This is a genomic window from Lactobacillus johnsonii ATCC 33200, from assembly GCF_000159355.1.
Classification (GTDB): domain Bacteria; phylum Bacillota; class Bacilli; order Lactobacillales; family Lactobacillaceae; genus Lactobacillus; species Lactobacillus johnsonii.
The window spans coordinates 794,193-814,882 of sequence record NZ_GG670120.1; the positions used below are offsets into that span (position 1 = coordinate 794,193).

Here is a 20,690-nt window from a genome sequence, read left to right on the forward strand (position 1 = left end):
TCTTTTTCATTTATTTATTTTTATTCTCGCGTTCTTGATCTTGCTTCTTGACTTGATTAATTAACTTATCAATCTTAGAACCATAAGCAACAGAAGTATCACGCTTAAAAATCAACTCAGGAACCTTGTAAACAGTTAAAGTTTGACCAAGCAAGTGACGCATCATACCTTTTGCTTTATCAAGTCCTTCAGCTACTTCTTTTTCCTTTGCTGGATCATCTGTCAACATACTGTAGTAAACAGTCGCATATGATAAATCATTTGTACATTCTACAGCTGTGATAGTGACATCATTTAAACGTGGATCACGAATATCTTTACGTAATATCTTTGTCAATTCACGTAAAATTTCGCCTTCTACACGACCAATTCTATGTTTCATAATTAAGCTCCTTTTTGTGAAAAAAGATGCCTATTTAACAGGTACCTCTTGCATCTCGTAGGCTTCAAGTTGATCGTCAACTTTAATGTCATTAAAGTTTTCAATTGTGATACCACAATCAAATCCTTGCTTAACTTCCTTAACGTCATCCTTGAAACGCTTTAGAGATGCAACTTTTCCATCATATTTAACAATACCATCACGAATTACACGAATACCTGAATCTCTAGTAACATATCCGTTATCAACAAAGGCACCAGCAATCGTACCAATCTTAGATACCTTCCAAGTTTCACGAACAGTTAAGTTACCAGTAACTTTTTCTTCGTATGTAGGTTCAAGCATACCCTTCATTGCAGCTTCTACATCATCCATAACCTTGTAAATAATGTTATATAGACGAATATCTACACCTTCAGAATCTGCTTGACTCTTAGCAGTATTAGTTGGTCGAACATTGAAACCAACAATAAATGCATTTGAAGCACCAGCTAAAGTAACATCAGATTCATTAATGGCACCAACACCAGAGTGAATAATGTTAACTCTTACACCTTCAACTTCGATCTTTTCAAGAGATTGTTGCAATGCTTCTGCTGAACCTTGAACGTCAGCCTTAAGAACAATGTCAACTTCCTTCATGTTCTCTTTCTTCATTGTATCAAACAAGTTGTCTAAAGTAACATGTTGGACATTTTCACGTTGTTTTTCTAAGGCATTCTTAGCACGTTGTTCACCAACGCTTCTAGCAGTCTTTTCATCATCAAAGACAACCAATTTATCAGCTGCTTCTGGAACATCATTTAAACCGGTAATTTCTACAGGAGTAGATGGGGTAGCCTTCTTCACTCTACGTCCCTTATCATTAGTCATAACACGAACACGGCCAAATGTATCACCAACAACAATTGGATCTCCAACCTTTAATGTACCTTGTTGAACTAAAATATCTGCTACTGAACCACGGCCCTTATCAAGACGAGCTTCAATTACAGTACCAATTGCCTTTTGATTTGGATCAGCCTTAAGTTCCATGACATCAGCTTGAAGTAAAATCATTTGCAAGAGCTCTTCAACATTTTTCCCAGTCTTAGCAGAGATCTTAACAAAGATTGTATCGCCACCCCAATCTTCAGGAACTAAACCATATTTCATCAGTTGTTCCATAACATGATCAGGATTTGCGCCTGGCTTATCAATCTTGTTTACAGCAACAATAATCGGAACACCGGCACTCTTAGCATGGTCAATAGCTTCAATTGTTTGTGGCATTACACCATCATCAGCTGCCACTACTAAAATAACGATGTCAGTAATTTCAGCACCACGTGCACGCATATTTGAGAAAGCGGCATGTCCTGGAGTATCTAAGAAAGTAATTAAACGATCATCGATTCTTACTTGATAAGCACCGATTCTCTGAGTAATACCACCGGCTTCGTGTTCAGACACGTTAGTGTGACGTAATCTATCAAGTAAAGTAGTCTTACCGTGGTCAACGTGACCCATAATTGTTACAACTGGTGGACGTTTTTCTTGATGCTTAGAAGCTTTAGATTCTTCCATTTCCTTAGTGTATAAAGTATCAATATCAGAGATATCTTCATGCACTTTTTCTTCAGCTTCAATACCATATTCAGCTGCTAAAAGCTCAATAGTATCCTTATCTAAAGATTGGTTTTGGTTAGTCATAACGCCTAACATAAATAGCTTCTTAACAATTTCTGCAGGCTCTCTATGAAGAAGTTTTCCTAAATCTTGAGCATTCATGCCTTCTTCATAAACTAATGTTTCTGGCAATGGACGTTCCTTTCTTTGAGTTGGTTGCTTCTTGACCTCTTTACTCTGGTTGATACGCTTGTTCTTTTTATTTCTACGACGACGTGCTTTATCTGAATGTTCGCTTCTTTCATGTTCATAATCTAGCACTTCACGTTTCTTACGAGTAAAGTCTTTCTTACGAGTTGGCTTTGTTTCTTCTTTTTGAGGAGCAGGTACAACTGGAGCGATAGGTTCTACCTTTTTTACAGTAGGTCTCTTAGCCTTATTTCTAGCCGGCGATGGTTTAATAATCTTTGGACCAACTGGTTTTTGTGAAGCTTGAACACGAGCTTTTACAGCTGCAGCTCCTTCGAGTTTTTCTTCTTTTGGCTTACGAGTATTTTCCACTTTTTTAACCTTTGATCTTTGAGGATTTTGTTCTTGATGCCATTTACGGCGGGAAGCCTCAGTCTGAGCGTTTAATTCACTAGCTTCGGCTCTTTGTTTTTTCTTAAATTTATTTAATAAATCACGTGCTGCTGGTTTAGCAGAAGTTGTCTTTTTATCTTCATTTTCACGTCGATTATTTTGTTGTTTTTTAAAGTTATTATTTCTGTGCTTATTATTTCCGTGACGATTATCATGTTCATTTTTATTATCACGACGACGAATTGCATCTACAGAAACTTTTATTTTAGCTTTTTCTTTACGACTTGAATTTTTAGAATCCTTTTCAGTAGATGGCGTAGTATTAGTAGACTTCAAACTATCTACTAACTTAGAAACTTGCTTATCATCTAGGGAGGACATGTGGCTCTTTACATCAAAACCCAAATCTTGTGCCTTTTTTACAACAATTTTGTTTTCAATGTCTAATTCTTTCGCTACTTCATAAATACGTTTTTTAGCCATCAAATCACACTCCTTCGTTTAAATTCTTTATCATTGCTTTACTGAAACCGGAATCCGTAACAGAAACTAATTTTCTTTCTTTTCCAAGGGCCTGTGTTATCTCAGCACTAGAAAAAGTGTCTACTAGCTTGACATCTTTTTTTCTTATAAAGAAATTCAGTTTATCTTTAGTATTTTGACTTACATCATTTCCAATAAAAATTAATTTTGCTTGATTTTTGCTTAAAGATATTTTTACTGCATCAAATCCCGTTGCTAACTTTCCAGCTTTTTGCGCTAATCCAAGTAAATTTAAAGTTTTTTGTTTATTTTGCAAAATTACTTATCACCAAACAATTCTTTTCTTGCTTTTTGATGATCAACATATGCATAAAGATCATCATAAAAATCAGCTGAAACTTTAACACCTAAGCTTTTTTCTAAAACTTGATTTTTTTGTGCTTCAGCAATTTTATCAGGTTCTAAGGATACATATGCACCTCTACCTGATTTCTTTCCAGTCGGATCAACCGAAATATTTTTATCCTTATCAACAACTACTCGCACCAATTTCTTTTTTGGTTGCATAGTATTTGTTAACAAGTCTTTACGCATTGGAATTTTTCTTTTCTTCAAAGAAAGTCACCTATTCCTCATCTTTATCTGCATCATCATTTAATGCTGAATTAACGTCTTCTCCATTTGGAAACGTATCGCTTGGATCGTCTTCAATTTGTTCAGCAATAGATTCTGGTGTTTCTTCATTTGAGACATTATCATTTGTAGTCTCTTGATCTGCTTCAACATCATCACCTTCAGAATCAACAAATTCAACTTGTGATTCAGGTTTAATGTCAATCTTATAGCCAGTTAAGCGAGCAGCAAGGCGTACATTTTGACCACGTTTACCAATGGCCAGTGACAATTGGTAATCAGGTACAATTACCAATGCATTCTTATCATCTTCATCCCCGCTAAATTGAACTGCAATTACTTCTGCTGGATTCAAAGCATTGGCAATAAAATCAGATGGATTATCTTCATATTTTACAACATCAATATTTTCTCCACCCAATTCATTAACGATGTTTTGAACACGAGCTCCCTTTGGTCCTACTAAGGTACCGACTGGATCAATATCAGAATCATTACTCTTAACTGCAATCTTGGTTCTATCGCCTGCTTCACGAGCAATGGATACAATCTCAACAGTTCCATCGTAAACTTCTGGTACTTCTTGTTCAAAAAGACGTTTTACTAAAGCAGGTGCTGTTCTAGAAACTGTAATTTGTGCTCCCTTTGAATCAGACCCTACTCTAGTCACCAAGACACGAACTTTATCTTGAGGATTGTAAGTTTCGCCCGGTAGTTGATCATTATGCGGCATTACAGCCTCTACATTTCCAATCTTCACATAAACGAAGCGATTGTCACGTCTTTCAACTGTACCAGTAACAATTTCATCTTTATATTGAGAGTACTCACTAATAATATGTTCTCTTTCAGCTTCGCGTAAACGTTGCATAATAACTTGCTTAGCAGTTTGAGCAGCTAAACGTCCGAAGTCTTTAGGAGTTACTTCAAAACGAATTTCGTCACCAACTTCGTAAGCACGGTTAATTTCAAGAGCATCTTTCAAACTTACTTCGAGACGACTATCTTGAACTTCATCAACTACAGTCTTAATTGCATTAACTTTGAAGTTGCCTTTCTTTTCATCAAAAACAACTTCTACATTTTGAGCTTGGTTATAATTTTTCTTATATGCAGCTACTAAAGCAGCCTTAATTGCGTCAACAATAACTTCTTGTTTAATGCCTTTTTCTTTTTCTAAGGTTGCAAAGGCTTCCACCATTTCTTTAGACATAAGTTTTTGATCATCCTTTCTAAAATTCAACTGCAAAGCGACTAGAAGCAATCACCTTTCTAGGGATTGTGATGTATTTGCGTCGTGTTTTGATCTTTACTTCTAAGACGATCTGATCTTGATTGAGATCTTTTAAAGTACCTTCAAAAGCCTTTTCACCATCAATTTTTTGATAAAGACTAACATGAATGTAGGATCCCTTGGCACGTTCCCAATCTTTTTCATTCTTGATTGGACGCTCTAAACCAGGAGATGAAAGCTCTAAAATATACGGTTCAGGAAAAGGATCAGGATCTAATTCATCTAGTTTTTCTGATACCAATTCACTTAAATTTGCGATCTCTTCAATATCAATTCCGCCTGGGCGACGATCAACATAAATGCGAAGATAATATTGCTTCTTTTCCTTTACATATTCAACATCGACCAGTTCATCGCCTCTTGCTTCGGCTAAAGGCGTAACTACGTCTGCCACCAATTCGGTAACTTTTGTCAAATCTCTTCCTCCGTAATAAAAAGAGTGAGCATTACTGCTCACTCGAATTTGCTATTCGAACTTCGTTTTTAGGATAGCATATTTACTGCAATTTGTAAATTATCCCACTAAAATAGTGACAATTGATTCTGATCAGGCATTCCCTCAAGAACACCATTATTTTCAAAATACTCCATAATTGTTTGTGATACTTTGCCGCGAGTGGCAAGATCTTCTTTTGAAAGAAATTTCTGTTCCGCACGTGCAGTTACAATTTGCTTTGCAGCATTGTCACCTAACCCAGGAACAGCATTAAATGGTGCTAAGATTGTATGGTCATCAATAATCTTAAAGTCTGTGGCTTCAGATTCGTTTACATCTACCATCTTAATCTTTATTCCACGCTCTAAACATTCATTTGCAATTTCAAGTACAGTAAGTAATGACTTATCTTTTGCAGAAACATCCATTCCCTTATCCTGAATTTCTTTCATTGCAGCTTTAACTGTATTCTTGCCGTGACTCATTGCTACCAAATCAAACAAATCAGCACGAACAGAGAAGTAAGAAGCATAATAAATTACTGGATAATATACTTTAAACCAAGCAATTCTAAGTGCCATCAGGATATAGGCTGTAGCATGGGCTTTAGGGAACATATACTTAATCTTAAGACATGAAGGAATGTACCAATCAGGGATCTTATCGTTCTTTTTCAAGATTTCCATATTTTCATCGCTAATTCCTCTACCATGTCGTACAGATTCCATTGTAAAGAAAGCAACTTCTGGTTTTACACCCCAGTGAATCAAGTCCATCATGATATTGTCACGACAACCAATTACATTCTTCAACTTACAAGTCCCATTATTAATTAAGTCTTCTGCATTTCCTAACCATACATCAGTACCGTGAGATAAACCTGAAATTTGCAATAATTCTGAGAAAGTAGTTGGTTTTGTTTCTTCAAGCATCCCTCTAACAAACTTTGTACCGAATTCTGGTACACCAAGTGTTCCCGTTTTTGATTGGATTTGTTCAGGGGTAACACCTAAAATTTCAGGACTTGAGAAGAGAGACATTACTCCCGGATCATCAGGAGGAATAGTTAACGGATCAACTCCGGATAGATCCTGTAGCATTCTGATCATGGTAGGATCATCGTGACCCAGAATATCAAATTTCAAAATATTATCATGGATAGAATGGAAATCAAAGTGAGTTGTAAGCCAAGCTGCACTTAAATCATCTGCTGGATATTGGACTGGAGTAAAGTCATAAATATCCATGTCATCGGGTACTACAACAATACCTGCTGGGTGTTGTCCAGTTGTTCTTTTTACTCCAGAAGCACCGACTGCTAGACGATCAAGCTCGGCATTTCTTAAATGTAGTTCATTTTCATCTTCATAATGCTTAACATACCCATAAGCAGTCTTATCAGCAACGGTCGCAATCGTCCCCGCTCTAAATGAATTGTCTGGACCAAACATAACTCGAATGTAGTTATGAGCTACTGGTTGATAGTCTCCAGAGAAGTTTAAATCGATATCCGGCACCTTGTCTCCATGGAATCCTAAGAAAGTAGCAAACGGAATATCTTGCCCATCTTTAACTAATGGAGTTCCACATTTTGGACACTCTTTGTCAGGTAAATCATAGCCTGACCCATATTCTCCATTCTCAAAGAATTTAGAATACTTACAATTCGGACAACGATAGTGAGGAGCCAAAGGATTTACTTCAGTAATTCCAGACATCGTCGCTACTAAACTAGAACCAACTGATCCACGTGATCCTACTAAATATCCGTCTTTATTTGATTTGGCAACAAGCCTTTGAGAAATTAAGTAAATAACTGCATATCCGTTTGAAATAATAGAATTCAATTCAAGCTCAATTCTATCTTCTACAATCTTTGGTAAAGGTTTTCCGTATAATTCGTAAGCTTTATTATAGGTTAAATCCTTCATTTCTTGATCCGCATTTTCAATATGCGGTGGATATAGTCCACTTTTAATCGGAGCAATTTCCTCAATTTGATCGGCTAATTTATTGGTATTATCAATTACAATTTCTTTAGCTACATCTTCACCCAAAAAGCTAAATGCATCAAGCATTTCCTGCGTTGAATAAAAATGTAAATCCGGTAAATTCTTATTGCGATTAGGATTTCCCTTTTGAGCCGCTAATAAAATTTTACGATAAATTGCTTCATGTGGTTCAACATAGTGCGAGTCACTAGTAGCTACGACTGGTTTATTTAGCTCTTTACCTAATTTATAAATATTTTGAATAATTTCATGCAGCTCGTCTTCATCTTTAATTAGATCATCTTCAATTAAGGTTTGATAAGCTGCTGGCGGTTGGACTTCAAGATAATCATAAAAACGTGCTTTTTCACGAGCTTCATCATATCCTTTTTGCATCATTGAAATGAATACATCGCCTTGCCAGCACCCACTACCAAATAATAAACCTTTATGATATTTTCTTAATTCCGACTTTGGGGTACGTGGAATACGATAGAAATATTTAGTACTTGCAAGCGATACAAGCTTGTACATATTTTTTAGCCCTTCTTGATTTAGAGCAAGAACACTCATATGACTTGGCTTAGCTCGCTTATAAACTTGCCCATATTTAGCATAGTCATTCATTTTGCCTAAATCTGCTTCATGAAAACGTTCATTAAAAGCATCTAGCAATTTAAACATTAAATATCCTGTAGCTTCGGCATCTTGATTAGCGCGGTGGTGATGTTCAAGAACAACATTGTATTTCTTAGCTAAAGAATCAAGAGTGTGGCGAGTTTGTTCAGGATGCAAAAGTCTTGAAACTTCAAGCGTGTCAACAACAGGTTGCGTAATTTCTTCTAGACCTGCACGGCGTAAAGCCGCATTTACAAACCCAACATCAAATTGAACATTATGTCCACAGAGAGGACGATCACCATAAAATTCTTTAAATTTCTTAATTACATCTTTTTCATCATCAGCTGCACCAACCATTTCATCAGTAATTGATGTTAAGTTAATCGTTGTATCACTTAAGGGATGGTGGGGATTGATAAACTCATCGAATCTTTCCAGTACTTCTCCATTTTTCATTTTTACCGCACCGATTTCAATAATGGTGTCGTAAACAGAAGATAGTCCTGTTGTTTCAACGTCGAAAATTACATATTCACGATCTCGATAATCCATTTCAGTAGGATTAAGTACAAGCAAAGCATGATCATCAATCATATTGGCCTCATAGCCATATAAAATTTTCATTTTTTCGCTTGCACCAGTATGATAAGCTTCTGGGAAAGATTGCACATCTGCATGATCCGTAATTGCAATTGCCTTTTGACCAAATTTTTTGGCAGTTTTGATAAAGTCACTAGCCGTACTAGTTGCATCCAATTGACTCATATTTGTATGAAGATGCAATTCTACACGCTTTTTCTCTCCTTCATACTTTTCTTCTCGACCCTTATGTTCAATTAATTCTAGGTTTCGAATATTAAAAACAACGTCATGTTGATATTGATCATCAGCTGCATAACCTTGCATTCTAGCCCAAACGCCAGGTTTAATTCCCTTTAGATAATCAATTTGATCTTTGTCAGAAACAAATTTTTTAAAGCTAATTGAATCTGTATAGTCAGTAATCTCACCAGTAAAAATTATACTTCCAGATTTTAATTCATGAATATCAGTATTAAAAATATGGCCTTCAATAGCTACGTTTCCACTGCCATCTTCCAAGTCTTTAATTTGAATAAATTTAGCTTTTTTATCGACCTTTTTGTTGCCCATTCTTGTGCTCTTAACAGGCATTTTTTTCTTAGGTTCTGCCGGTTGTTTTTCATAGAATTCTTGCATAGCAGACTCATGTTGAGCCTGCTCTTGTTCTAGACTTCTTAAATTTTCATCAATATTAGTTTCATCAACTTTCGTTGTAAACTTAATATTGAAGAAACCATAACGTCTGAATTCTTTATTTAGTTCTGCTAAAACTTGTTCTGAAAGCAAGCCATTTACTACTTGGTTTTGAGTTGGAATTAGCCATTTTTCTTTTTCTAAATGAGGAGCTTGTCCTTGTAAAAATTCCCGAACAGCTGGTTTTAGGTTAGTTGAATTCTGAACGGCATAAGTCCAGTAGGCCGGTAGTTTTTTACTACTTCCATCGCGTGTTTGAACTAATAATTCAACATTCACAAATGGTTCAAAAGTCTCATGAATAAGTTCATTAAGAGAGCGATAAGTTTCAAAATCTAATGGTGTATCAAAAAAAACGTGGATTTTCCACTTTCTTTCATTAGCGTATACATCCACGTTTTCAATTTCACCATTTTGGACAATATCGTTATCTTCAAACTTATCAGGAAACTTGATTTGATCTAATAGTTTTTTGAAAAGTTCGTTCTTTTTTGTCACAAAAATTATCCTAACTCTTTTGTAATCACAGCATCCAAATCAGAAATATTAACTTCAGTAGCCTTTTCATCCATTGGACGCTTTACTTCTACAATACCATCTTTTGCTTTTCGACCGATTGTAATTCTTAATGGTGCTCCGACTAAATCAGCATCATTAAATTTAACACCTGGTCGTTCATTTCTATCATCGTATAAAACATCATACTTGGCTGAAAGTTCTTTTTCAAGTTTTTCAGCTAATTCAGTTTGAGTTTCATCCTTCATTTTCATTTGAATTAAATGAATGGCAAATGGAGCAATTTCTTTTGGCCATGCGATTCCATTTTCAGTTAAGTGTTGTTCAACTGCAGCTGACAGCATTCTGGTTACCCCAATTCCATAGGAGCCCATGATTACTGGCTTAGCTTTACCATTATTATCTAAGAAATCAGCACCCATAGTATCAGTATAGTAAGTACCTAATTTAAAGATATGACCAACTTCAATACTAGTAGTAAATTTCAATGGTAAATGATCAACTGGATCTGGTTCTCCTTCGTTTGCCGTACGAATATCCGCAAATTCGTCAACTTTAAAGTCGCGATCTAAATTAGCATTTTGATATTGATAGTCGGTTTCATTTGCACCTACAACTACATTGTACAAATCTTTAACTGTTTCATCCGCAATAATCTGATCAGCCCAGTCAGCATTGATTGGTCCAACGCCGCCCTTTTCTGAACCAGTAATTTCTACTAATTCATCAGCATTTGCAGTTCTAACTTCATCTGCATCTAAGATATGACCTAATTTAACTTCGTTAATTTCCTTATCACCACGGATAAGAACTAAGACCTTTTGGTCATCTGCAATGTATAAGATACTCTTAACAATTCTAGTTGAAGGAACTTTAAGAAAATCAGCTAACTTTTCAATTGTATCCATTCCTGGAGTAGCTACTTTAGCCAAGTCTTTTGCTTCTTCTGGTTCTTGTTTAAAAGTATCAATACTTTTAGCCATTTCAAGATTAGCAGCGTAAGTGCCATTTTCATTAGTAGCAATTGTATCTTCACCAATTGCAGCAGGAGCTTGAAATTCAGTTGAGTTCTTTCCACCCATTGTACCTGAATCTGCAATAACCGGGTGAACAGTAACACCAGCACGATTAAAGATCTTTAAATATGCGGATTTTTGATCATCGAATTGTTCATCTAATTGTTCACGAGTTGCTGCAAAGCTGTAACCATCTAACATGACAAATTCTCTACCACGAAGCAAACCGAAACGTGGACGATTTTCATCACGGAATTTAGTTTGAATTTGATATAGAGCAAGTGGCATTTGCTTATAACTCTTTAAGTTCTTAGCAACAATTTCAGTGAAGGTTTCCTCATGTGTTGGTCCAAGCAAACTTTCACGTCCATGTCGGTCTTGAAGCTTAAACATTTCTGCGCCATATTTTTTATAACGACCAGATTCTTGCCAAAGGGTTGCAGGCAAGAGATGAGGCATGATCATTTCAGGTACATTAATATTATCCATTTCTTCTTCAATAATATTTTCCGCCTTGCGTAGGACGCGGTAACCCAAAGGTAAGTATGCATAAACCCCGGCAGTTACTTGACGGATATAGCCACCTCTAAGCATTAATTGGTGACTTTTTGCTACAGCATCAGAAGGTGCCTCTTTTAACGTTGGCATAAAAAATTTTGATTGACGCATTTATTCCTCCAAAAATTTACTTAATAAAATAGCGATAAATATCATTTCCAGTTACTGCAACGATTAACAGTAAGAGAATGACAAAACCGATTACATCTACAATTGCTTCCTTATCTTCAGGAATTGGTTTTCGAATAATGAGCTGAATCAGGTTAAGTAATAATTTTCCACCATCTAATCCAGGGATTGGAATCAAATTTACAATTCCCAAATTAATAGAAATCATTGCTAAAAATGCTAGCAAGTATGTAAAGCCCATGTTTGAAACTTGAACGGTTTGCGAATAAATCCCTACCGGTCCAGAAAGTTTGTTCAAACTAAAATGTCTAAACAAATTGCCTACGGCATTAAAGATTAAACCAGTTGTACTAATACTTGTATTCCATCCACGGCTAATTTTTGCACCAAGACTATTATCAGGCTTTCCATAAAAGCCAAGTTGATAGACTTTTTGACCATCTATCTTATTAACTTTAGGCTTTATGGAGAATTTTTTAACCTTATTATCTCTTTTTACCTTTACTTCAACAGTCTTACCTTTACTTTCAGCCAGTTCAGCAGCAATTTGATTGAAATTACTAATTCTTTTATTATTAATCGCGATAATTTCATCATTAGCTTTGATCCCAGCTATTTGAGCAGGTTGATGAGCAATAGTGCTACCTACCGTTGTAGTCGGTGCACCAGGAGCTGCTAATGACCAAATAATAAATACAACAAATCCTAAAACAATATTCATGAATGGACCAGCAAAATTAGTAGCTAATTTTTTACCAACACTGGCCTCTTGAAATTGTGTATCCCGGGGTGCAATTAACAATTCAGTTCCATTTTGTTCAATGATCGTGGCATCATGATCAACAGAATAAGTTTTTAGTTGATCTTCATCACCATTTTCATATCCTTGAATAGTTAATGCATCTACTAAATCAGCGGCATTGACTTGTACTGGAATTCCTTCAATTGGCACTTGAGATCCTGATGCATCAATTCGTTTAACTTTATTTTGATCATCTAACTGCAATACTACTGTAGTACCAGGATCAATCTTTGCGGCATCATCAGGTCCCGCTAAGCGCACATATCCCCCTAAAGGAAGCCATCTAATAGTATATGTGGTTTTAGCACGCATCTTTTGAAACAATTTTGGCCCCATACCAATTGAAAATTCACGAACTAAAATACCGCACTTTTTTGCAACAATAAAATGTCCAAATTCATGAACAAAAACAAGTATCCCAAAAACAACTAGAAAGATTAAAATACCTTTCATTCAGTAGCTCTCCTATAAAATACCCATAAATGCAACAACAGGCAAAACGAAAAGCATGCTATCAAATCGATCTAAAATTCCTCCATGACCAGGCAAGATCTTACCTGAATCTTTCACACCATAAAAGCGTTTATAAGCTGATTCAACTAAATCTCCCATCTGACCAATAATTGATAAGAAGAAGGCTAGAACAATCATCATAGCATTATTCCGACCAGTAGGAACTAAGGTAACGTAAATTGCTGCGATAATTACTGCACAAATTACTGCTCCAATAGATCCTTCCCATGTTTTATTAGGACTAATAACTGGCCATAATTTATGCTTTCCAATCTTACGTCCCACCATATACGCTGCAATATCAGTTGACCAAACAACTGCGAATACATAGCCTAAAATTGCTAATCCAAGATGGGCATTTCTAATAGCGGCCATGAAGTGAAAGCCAGTTCCGATGTATAAGGCAGCCAAAGTATAAACTCCAGCATCATCAAATGTAACCTTATTCTTAGACAAAACCGTTCTTACGAGCATCAACATTACGAAGATATAAAAAATATCATACTTATTTAAAAACGCAGGTAAAAATTTAAAGAATGAATCAGGGACTGCCATAGTCAAGGTTGCTAATAAGGCCAAGATAAAATCCCAAGAAACAATAATTTGCTTCTTCATAATAAAAATTTCGCTAATTCCAACTGCTGCAAACGCACAAACTAGGACATCAATCCAAATGCCGCCCATTAAAACAATCGGAATAAATAAAATTAAAGCTACAATAGCTGTTATTACACGTTGTTTCATTTAAAATTCTACAGTTCTAATTAAAATTATACTTTTCCAAAACGACGATTACGTCCTTGATAATCTTTAACTAATTCTTCTAAATCAGTTTTATCAAAATCTGGCCATAATTTATCTGAAAAACTAAATTCAGTATAGGCCATTTGCCACAATAAAAAATTTGATAAACGTTCTTCTCCAGACGTTCTAATTAATAAATCAGGGTCTTCATATGGAGCTAAAGAATGAGTCAGCAAGTGATCTGAGACCATTTTTTCACTAATATCATCAATATCAATTTCTCCGACTTTTACCTTACGGGCAATTTCTTGTACTCCAGCCGTTATTTCTCTATGCGATCCATAGTTAAAGGCAAAATTCAATACCATCCCTGTATTATTAGCTGTTTCTGCCATGGCTTTTTGGGTTACTAAATATGTCTTCTCAGGTAATTCGTCTACAAATCCCATGATATTAACCCGAACGTTATTTTCCATTAGTTCCGGCATAAACTTATCAAAAAAGTCAATTGGTAAACGCATCAAATAGTTTACTTCGTCAGTCGGACGAGCCCAATTTTCAGTTGAAAAAGCATAAAGTGTTAAAACTTTTATTCCTAATTTATTGGCGGCAAGAGCAATATTTCGAATATTATCCATACCATGACGATGTCCGACAAAACGTGGTAAATGTCTTTTTTTTGCCCATCTACCATTTCCATCCATAATTATGGCTAAATGATTAAGTGGTTTTTTTGATTCTGACATATCTTATCAAGTCCTAAACTAACCCTGAGTAATTTCTTGACTCTTTTGATCTGCTAATTTATCAATTTCTTTAGTAGCATCGTCAGTTACTTTTTGAACTTGTTTTTCTAAACTACGTTGTTCATCTTCAGTAATATCGCCATCTTTTTCTTGACGCTTCAAAGTATCCATTGCATCTCGACGAACATTGCGGACAGCAATCTTACCTTTTTCAGCAAGCTTGCCTACTTGTTTAGCAATTTCTTGACGACGTTCACCGGTTAATTGTGGAATAACAATTCTAATTACAGTACCATCATTAGCTGGAGTAATTCCAAGATCAGAAGCTAAGATAGCATGTTCAATGTCATCTAAAGTTGATTTATCATAAGGCGTTACCATTAAAACACGAGCTTCAGGAATGCTTACACTAGACATTTGTGTAAGTGGAGTTGGAACACCGTAGTAGTTCACCTTAATTCCATCCAATAAGCTTGCATTTGCAACACCGGCACGAATACCGCCTAATTCCTTTTGGAATACAGCGATAGACTTTTTCATATTATCTTTTGCTTTTTCAATTACTTCATTAGCCATTATTTATCACCTTTGATTACAGTACCAATATTTTCACCCATAACAACTTTCTTAATGTTACCAGGCTTATTTACATTAAAGACAACTAGTGGAATATTATTATCCATAGACAATGAACTAGCTGTACTATCCATTACCTTTAAGTTCTTTGAAATCAAATCAAGTTGAGTTAATTCAGAGTATTTCTTAGCATTTGGATCAACTTTAGGATCAGCTGAGTAAACGCCGTCAACTCCATTTTTAGCCATCAAAATTACATCTGCATTAATTTCAGCTGCTCTTAAAGCTGCAGTAGTATCGGTTGAGAAGTAAGGATTACCGGTACCACCACCAAAAATAACAACACGACCCTTTTCTAAATGACGAACGGCTTTACGACGAATATATGGTTCCGCAATTTGGCGCATTTCAATTGATGTTTGTACTCGTGTTGGAACGCCTAAGTTTTCTAATCCATCTTGTAATGCTAGACCATTCATAATCGTTGCTAGCATTCCCATATAGTCTGCTTGAGCTCTTTCCATACCCAGATTTGCACCAGTTTCACCACGCCACATATTTCCACCGCCACAAACAATACCGATTTCAACACCCATATCGTGAACAGACTTAATTTCTTCAGCTAGATGCTTAATAACCTCTGGGTTAATACCAGTACCTTTTTCACCAGCAAGAGCCTCACCAGAAACTTTTAAAATAATACGTTTATACTTAACTTGACTCATAAATTTACCTCCTCATTGCTTTTATCATTTTACCATAAAATCACTGCAATATATTATACCGAAAAAAAGGAGCAACGCCTAAGCGTTACTCCCATTTTTAAGTAAATAATTACTTCATTTGTTCACGTACTTCAGCAGCAAAGTCTTCTTGCTTCTTTTCAATACCTTCGCCAACTTCATAACGTTGGAAAGCAACTAACTTAGCTCCCTTTTCCTTTAAGAATTCGCCAACAGTCTTGCTGTCGTCCATAATGTAGTTTTGTGATAAAACTGCAAATTGCTTATCAACTTGAGTATTATCATCAATAAAGCGTTGCATCTTACCAGGAATAATCTTATCCCAAATCTTTTCAGGCTTGCCTTCTTCTTTAAGTTCAGCCTTAATATCTTCTTTAGCTTTAGCTAAGATATCATCGCTTAATTGTTTTTCTGAACCATAAACAAGGTGTGGCAATGGTTTCTTGTTTACCAAAGCACGACTTTCGTTATCTTGATCAATCTTGTGGTTCATAACAGCTAATTGATCAGTGATGAATTCATCATCTAATTCATCAGGTGAGATAACTTTAGGACTCATAGCAGCAATGTGCATAGCTAAATGCTTAGCAGTAGCTGCATCAGCACCTTCTAAAACAGTGATAACACCAATTTGGCCACCATTGTGTTGGTATGCACCAAATTCTTGGTCATCAGTTTTTTCTTCTAAAGCGAAACGACGTAAAACGATCTTTTCACCAATAGTAGCAGTTGCATCTACGAATGACTGACCCAAAGTAGTACCATCAGCCATCTTTAATTCTTCAGCTGCTTCCATGTCAGCAGGTTTACCTTCAGCAATAGTTTTAGTAGCTTCATTAACTAATTTAACAAACTTATCGTTTGAAGAAACGAAGTCAGTTTCTGAGTTAACTTCAGTAATAGCTGCAACATTACCATCAACGTAAACGCCAGTTAAACCTTCAGCTGCAACACGATCAGCTTTCTTAGCAGCCTTTGCCATACCTTTATCACGAAGATATTGAACTGCCTTATCCATGTCACCGTCAACTTCTACTAATGCTTTCTTGGCATCCATAACACCAGCACCAGTACGTTCCCGTAATTCTTTAACTAATTGAGCAGTAATTTTTGCCATTAATATGTCCTCCTACAGAACTAACAGTAAAAACAAATTAGTCTTCTGATTTTTCAACAACTACTTCGATGGATTCTTCTTCATCATCTTCAGCTGCTGCTTTATCAGCCATTTCTTTTTCAACATCTTCGCTGTCATCTTGGCCTTGCTTACCTTCGATAATTGCATCAGCCATAGCACCTGAAATCAAACGAATTGCACGAATTGCGTCATCGTTTGCTGGGATAACAACGTCGATTGGATCTGGATCAGTGTTAGTATCAACCATAGCTACTACAGGGATACCTAAAATGTTTGCTTCGTGAACAGCGATCTTTTCTTTCTTAGGATCAACAACAAACATAACATCTGGGATTCTTGGCATATCTTCAATACCACCTAAGAATCTTTCAAGTTTTTCCATTTCCTTAGTCAAAAGTGCAACTTCCTTCTTTGGTAATACGTCGAAAGTGCCATCTTCTGACATTTGCTTTAATTCCTTTAATCTCTTAACACGGCTTTGGATAGTAGTCCAGTTAGTCAAAGTACCACCTAACCAACGTTGGTTAACGTAGTATTGACCTGCACGTGTAGCTTCTTCTTTAACAGCGTCTTGTGCTTGTTTCTTAGTACCAACAAACAAAAATACGCCACCGTCTTGAGCAACTGCCTTAACGTAGTTGTAAGCGTCATCTAACATCTTAATAGTCTTTTGTAAGTCAATGATGTAGATTCCGTTTCTTTGAGTGAAAATGTAAGGAGCCATCTTTGGATCCCATCTTCTAGTTTGGTGACCGAAGTGGACACCTGCTTCAAGCAATTGCTTCATAGTAACAACTGTCATAAAAAATTCCTCCTGGTTAATTCCTCTCAAGAGGTCGTATTAAATTCTGACCATAAATGGCACCTAGGAATTTAATCGCTCTTGATGTGATATAAATTTAATATGCGAAACGCATACTTGAACATTGTAACTAATTAATTTTATAAATGCAATTAAAATTTTACATTATGTTCTTTTAAAAAATCCTCTTTCCATTTTCTTGAATGGTGTTTGAACCAATATTCTCTCTTTAAGGACAGTTTTTTATCATCAAATTCTTCATGATAAATCAATTTTACTGGTCGACGTGTTTTTGTGTATTTAGCCCCTTTTCCTTCATTGTGCATCTTTAATCGATGAGCTAAGTCATTTGTAAAACCACCATAGAAACTTCCATCATTACACAATAGGCAGTAAAAATAATATTTTTCTTTTTTAGGCCCTTCTTCCTTATTTTCAGCGATAACTTTTTTTATTTCAGGTGTAAAGGATCCGTCTTGATTATGAACAACAATGGCATCCCTCAAAACTAGACCATCACTCGCAGTATTTCTAATTGCTTCTACCACAACTAAATTAGCATCTGCCACTCTCTTAGAGACAAATGGTTGCACCCACTTTACACTCAGTTGATTTTCTAAACAATAGTGCATAATTTCACCCAAACGCTCAGGCCGATGAACCATAAACATTTTGCCTTTCATCTTCAGCATATCACTTGATACTTTAATTATTTGCTCAAGGTTAATTGCTAGTTCATGTCTTGCTAAGGCCTTTTTTTCATCTGGATTAACAATATGACCTTTAGGAACTTTGAAATAAGGAGGATTAACAACAACTACATCATACTTATCTTTACCTAATTTTTTCGGGGCATCTAATGCATTCAGACAATGGACTTCTATCCGATTTTCTAATTTATTCAATTTAATACTTCGTCTTGCCTGATCAGCTATTTCTTTTTGAATCTCCACTGCATCATAATGTGCCCGGTTAAAATAGGACATGTAGATACTAGCAGCCCCATTACCACTACATAAATCAACAACTTTATAATTATCATGTATTTTATTTTGCGCAAAATATCCAAGAAGAAGCGTATCTAAAGAAAAAGAAAACGCATCTTTTTCTTGGATGATTTGTAGGTCATCATTGTACATATAATCAATTCGTTCATTAGGTTTCAATAGATCCATTTTCTATACCCTTCTAAAAATTCTTTGCTGTATTGTATAATACTATAGATAAAATTGGAGGAAAGATCATGTTTTATAAAATTATTCGCCCAGTCGGCCGATTTATTGTCTGGGTACTTAATGGACATTTACACGTTCATCATAAAGACCGTATACCAAAAGATAACTATATTTTAGTAGCCCCTCATCGAACTTGGTGGGAACCAATTCTTTTTGCCTTGGCTGCAAGTCCAATGGAATTTATGTTTATGGCAAAAAAAGAACTTTTTAAAAATCCTATTTTGAGATTTATTTTAGTGCATGCACATGCTTTTTCAGTAGATCGCGATAATCCTGGTCCTTCTGCAATTAAGATTCCTGTTAAAGGATTACGCAAAGGTGATCTATCGTTGATTATTTTTCCTTCCGGAACTCGTCATTCTGAAGAGCTTAAAAGCGGCGCATTTGTTATTGCCAAAATGGCTAATAAGCCTTTAGTGCCAGTTGTTTATCAAGGACCGTTGACCTTTAAAGGCTTCCTAAAAAGAAAATCTTTAGACATTTGTTTTGGTGATCCAATCTATATTCCACGCCGCGAAAAGATTAATAAAGAAACTACACCTGCTCTATACCAGCAATTGGAAGAAGCTTGGGACAAGTTAGATAAAGAACAAAATCCTGACTTTCACTATATCGCAAAATAATTTTTTTATTATTCAAGATTTTTAGTGTTAAAATGACATAGTCTAGCGTAGAAAAGGAGAATCAATAATGTTAGAAAAACCTTTGTATAAAATGATGCTTAGTCATTCATTTAACATCCCTGTAAAAGTTACGTACTGGGATGGAAAATCAGAAATTTATGGAAATGGCACACCGGAAGTGGAGGTTATTTTTAACAAAAAGATTCCTTTTAAAGAAATAACAAGTAACGCCTCTTTAGCTTTAGGTGAAGCTTATATGGATAAGGATCTTGAAATTAAGGGCAGTATCCAAAAATTAATTGAAGCAGCATATGAAAGTAGTGAATCATTTATGCGTGCTTCAAAATTTAGAAAATTTTTACCTAAGCAAAAGCATACTGAGAAACAAAGTCAAGAAGATGTTCAAAGTCACTATGATATCGGTAACGATTTTTATAAACTATGGCTTGATCCAACTATGACTTACTCATGTGCTTACTTCACTAATGGTAATAAAGAGGATCTTGAAGCTGCTCAAATCGCTAAAGTTCATCATATTCTTCAAAAATTAGATTCTAAACCAGGTAAGACTTTACTAGATATCGGTTGTGGCTGGGGAACATTAATGCTAACTGCAGCTAAAGAATATGGACTTAAAGTTACCGGAGTTACTTTAAGCCAAGAACAATTTGATTTAGTCAACCAAAAGATCAAAGACATGGGTCTTGAAAATCAAGCCGAAGTTTTACTTGAAGATTACCGTGAATTAGGTAATCGTGATTTTGATTACGTTACTTCTGTAGGTATGTTTGAGCACGTTGGTTCAGAAAACCTAGGAGAATACTTCAAAGACGTTGCTAAATACCTAAAGCCACACGGTGTTGCTTTAATTCATGGTATTACTCGTCAACAAGGCGGGGCTACCAATGCTTGGATTAACAAATATATCTTCCCAGGTGGCTACATTCCTGGCCTAGTAGAAATTGTCTCAAGAATTGAAGAAGCTAACTTACAAATTGCTGACATGGAAATGCTTCGTCGCCACTATCAAAGAACTCTTGAAATTTGGGATAAAAACTTTAATGACCATCGTTCAGAGGTTGAAGGAATGATGGGCGAACGCTTTGTAAGAATGTGGGATATGTATCTTCAAGCTTGTGCAGCTTCCTTTGAATCAGGAAATATTGATGTTATTCAATATCTATTAACAAAGGGCCCATCTGGTAAAACCTTACCAATGACTCGTCAATACATGCTGAATGATA

The 20,690-nt window shown here is 35.7% G+C and carries 18 protein-coding genes; 2 read left to right on the forward strand and 16 right to left on the reverse strand.

The window, feature by feature from the left end; genetic code table 11:
- Positions 1–10 precede the first annotated feature (10 nt).
- The 16 genes from HMPREF0528_RS03830 to HMPREF0528_RS03905 form a co-directional block, all read right to left on the reverse strand.
- Entirely contained in the window at positions 11–382 is a 372-nt protein-coding gene (locus HMPREF0528_RS03830) for a ribosome-binding factor A (protein ID WP_004895256.1), read from the reverse strand.
- Positions 383–412: 30 nt separating this feature from the next.
- Entirely contained in the window at positions 413–3,055 is a 2,643-nt protein-coding gene (gene infB / locus HMPREF0528_RS03835) for a translation initiation factor IF-2 (protein ID WP_004895257.1), read from the reverse strand.
- Between the two features lie 4 nt (positions 3,056–3,059).
- The gene (locus tag HMPREF0528_RS03840; protein ID WP_004895258.1) at positions 3,060–3,371 is read right to left on the reverse strand and encodes a L7Ae/L30e/S12e/Gadd45 family ribosomal protein; all 312 of its coding nucleotides are present in this window, start codon (positions 3,369–3,371) and stop codon (positions 3,060–3,062) included.
- Positions 3,372–3,373: 2 nt separating this feature from the next.
- Complete coding sequence (rnpM, locus tag HMPREF0528_RS03845; protein ID WP_004895259.1) at positions 3,374–3,670, reverse strand: RNase P modulator RnpM; 297 nt, start codon at positions 3,668–3,670, stop codon at positions 3,374–3,376.
- A gap of 10 nt (positions 3,671–3,680) precedes the next feature.
- On the reverse strand, positions 3,681–4,901 hold the full coding sequence (gene nusA, locus HMPREF0528_RS03850; RefSeq protein WP_034525235.1) for a transcription termination factor NusA: 1,221 nt from the start codon (positions 4,899–4,901) through the stop codon (positions 3,681–3,683).
- A 19-nt stretch (positions 4,902–4,920) separates the two neighbouring features.
- Entirely contained in the window at positions 4,921–5,397 is a 477-nt protein-coding gene (gene rimP, locus HMPREF0528_RS03855) for a ribosome maturation factor RimP (protein ID WP_034525135.1), read from the reverse strand.
- Between the two features lie 107 nt (positions 5,398–5,504).
- A complete protein-coding gene (locus HMPREF0528_RS03860) occupies positions 5,505–9,803 on the reverse strand; it encodes a PolC-type DNA polymerase III (RefSeq protein WP_004895262.1) in 4,299 nt (1,432 codons plus the stop codon).
- A 5-nt stretch (positions 9,804–9,808) separates the two neighbouring features.
- Positions 9,809–11,506 (reverse strand): proline--tRNA ligase, encoded by a 1,698-nt coding sequence (locus HMPREF0528_RS03865; RefSeq protein ID WP_004895263.1) that lies wholly within the window; start codon positions 11,504–11,506, stop codon positions 9,809–9,811.
- 16 nt (positions 11,507–11,522) lie between these two features.
- On the reverse strand, positions 11,523–12,779 hold the full coding sequence (gene rseP, locus HMPREF0528_RS03870) for an RIP metalloprotease RseP (RefSeq protein WP_004895264.1): 1,257 nt from the start codon (positions 12,777–12,779) through the stop codon (positions 11,523–11,525).
- Between the two features lie 12 nt (positions 12,780–12,791).
- Positions 12,792–13,583 carry a phosphatidate cytidylyltransferase gene (locus HMPREF0528_RS03875; protein ID WP_004895265.1) on the reverse strand — a complete coding sequence of 264 codons (792 nt, stop codon included), beginning with the start codon at positions 13,581–13,583 and terminating at the stop codon, positions 12,792–12,794.
- Between the two features lie 26 nt (positions 13,584–13,609).
- Complete coding sequence (gene uppS / locus HMPREF0528_RS03880; RefSeq protein WP_004895266.1) at positions 13,610–14,329, reverse strand: undecaprenyl pyrophosphate synthase; 720 nt, start codon at positions 14,327–14,329, stop codon at positions 13,610–13,612.
- Positions 14,330–14,347: 18 nt separating this feature from the next.
- Complete coding sequence (gene frr, locus HMPREF0528_RS03885) at positions 14,348–14,905, reverse strand: ribosome recycling factor (protein WP_004895267.1); 558 nt, start codon at positions 14,903–14,905, stop codon at positions 14,348–14,350.
- Positions 14,905–15,630, reverse strand: coding sequence for a UMP kinase (gene pyrH / locus HMPREF0528_RS03890; protein WP_004895268.1), 726 nt, complete (start codon positions 15,628–15,630; stop codon positions 14,905–14,907). Before pyrH ends, frr begins: the two co-directional genes overlap by 1 nt.
- A 109-nt stretch (positions 15,631–15,739) precedes the next feature.
- Entirely contained in the window at positions 15,740–16,765 is a 1,026-nt protein-coding gene (gene tsf / locus HMPREF0528_RS03895) for a translation elongation factor Ts (RefSeq protein WP_004895269.1), read from the reverse strand.
- Between the two features lie 37 nt (positions 16,766–16,802).
- Positions 16,803–17,588 (reverse strand): 30S ribosomal protein S2, encoded by a 786-nt coding sequence (gene rpsB, locus HMPREF0528_RS03900; RefSeq protein WP_004895270.1) that lies wholly within the window; start codon positions 17,586–17,588, stop codon positions 16,803–16,805.
- 152 nt (positions 17,589–17,740) lie between these two features.
- Positions 17,741–18,763 (reverse strand): GIY-YIG nuclease family protein, encoded by a 1,023-nt coding sequence (locus tag HMPREF0528_RS03905; protein ID WP_004895271.1) that lies wholly within the window; start codon positions 18,761–18,763, stop codon positions 17,741–17,743.
- A 68-nt stretch (positions 18,764–18,831) separates the two neighbouring features.
- Here HMPREF0528_RS03905 and HMPREF0528_RS03910 point away from each other — a divergent pair, with 68 nt between their 5' ends.
- Both HMPREF0528_RS03910 and HMPREF0528_RS03915 read left to right on the forward strand, forming a co-directional pair.
- Positions 18,832–19,446: a lysophospholipid acyltransferase family protein gene (locus tag HMPREF0528_RS03910; RefSeq protein ID WP_004895272.1), complete on the forward strand. Its 615-nt coding sequence runs from the start codon at positions 18,832–18,834 to the stop codon at positions 19,444–19,446.
- 67 nt (positions 19,447–19,513) lie between these two features.
- Positions 19,514–20,690: class I SAM-dependent methyltransferase (locus tag HMPREF0528_RS03915; protein WP_004895273.1), on the forward strand; the 1,177-nt coding region annotated here is incomplete at its 3' end.

Bases quoted from the DNA above. Each gene is read 5' to 3' on its own strand.
- HMPREF0528_RS03910 (WP_004895272.1), top strand. From the start codon at position 18,832: ATGTTTTATAAAATTATTCGCCCAGTCGGCCGATTTATTGTCTGGGTA.
- HMPREF0528_RS03830 (WP_004895256.1), bottom strand. From the start codon at position 382: ATGAAACATAGAATTGGTCGTGTAGAAGGCGAAATTTTACGTGAATTG.
- frr (WP_004895267.1), bottom strand. From the start codon at position 14,905: ATGGCTAATGAAGTAATTGAAAAAGCAAAAGATAATATGAAAAAGTCT.
- pyrH (WP_004895268.1), bottom strand. From the start codon at position 15,630: ATGAGTCAAGTTAAGTATAAACGTATTATTTTAAAAGTTTCTGGTGAG.
- HMPREF0528_RS03865 (WP_004895263.1), bottom strand. From the start codon at position 11,506: ATGCGTCAATCAAAATTTTTTATGCCAACGTTAAAAGAGGCACCTTCT.
- nusA (WP_034525235.1), bottom strand. From the start codon at position 4,901: ATGTCTAAAGAAATGGTGGAAGCCTTTGCAACCTTAGAAAAAGAAAAA.
- rseP (WP_004895264.1), bottom strand. From the start codon at position 12,779: ATGAAAGGTATTTTAATCTTTCTAGTTGTTTTTGGGATACTTGTTTTT.
- infB (WP_004895257.1), bottom strand. From the start codon at position 3,055: ATGGCTAAAAAACGTATTTATGAAGTAGCGAAAGAATTAGACATTGAA.
- tsf (WP_004895269.1), bottom strand. From the start codon at position 16,765: ATGGCAAAAATTACTGCTCAATTAGTTAAAGAATTACGGGAACGTACT.
- HMPREF0528_RS03875 (WP_004895265.1), bottom strand. From the start codon at position 13,583: ATGAAACAACGTGTAATAACAGCTATTGTAGCTTTAATTTTATTTATT.
- HMPREF0528_RS03905 (WP_004895271.1), bottom strand. From the start codon at position 18,763: ATGGATCTATTGAAACCTAATGAACGAATTGATTATATGTACAATGAT.
- rpsB (WP_004895270.1), bottom strand. From the start codon at position 17,588: ATGACAGTTGTTACTATGAAGCAATTGCTTGAAGCAGGTGTCCACTTC.
- uppS (WP_004895266.1), bottom strand. From the start codon at position 14,329: ATGTCAGAATCAAAAAAACCACTTAATCATTTAGCCATAATTATGGAT.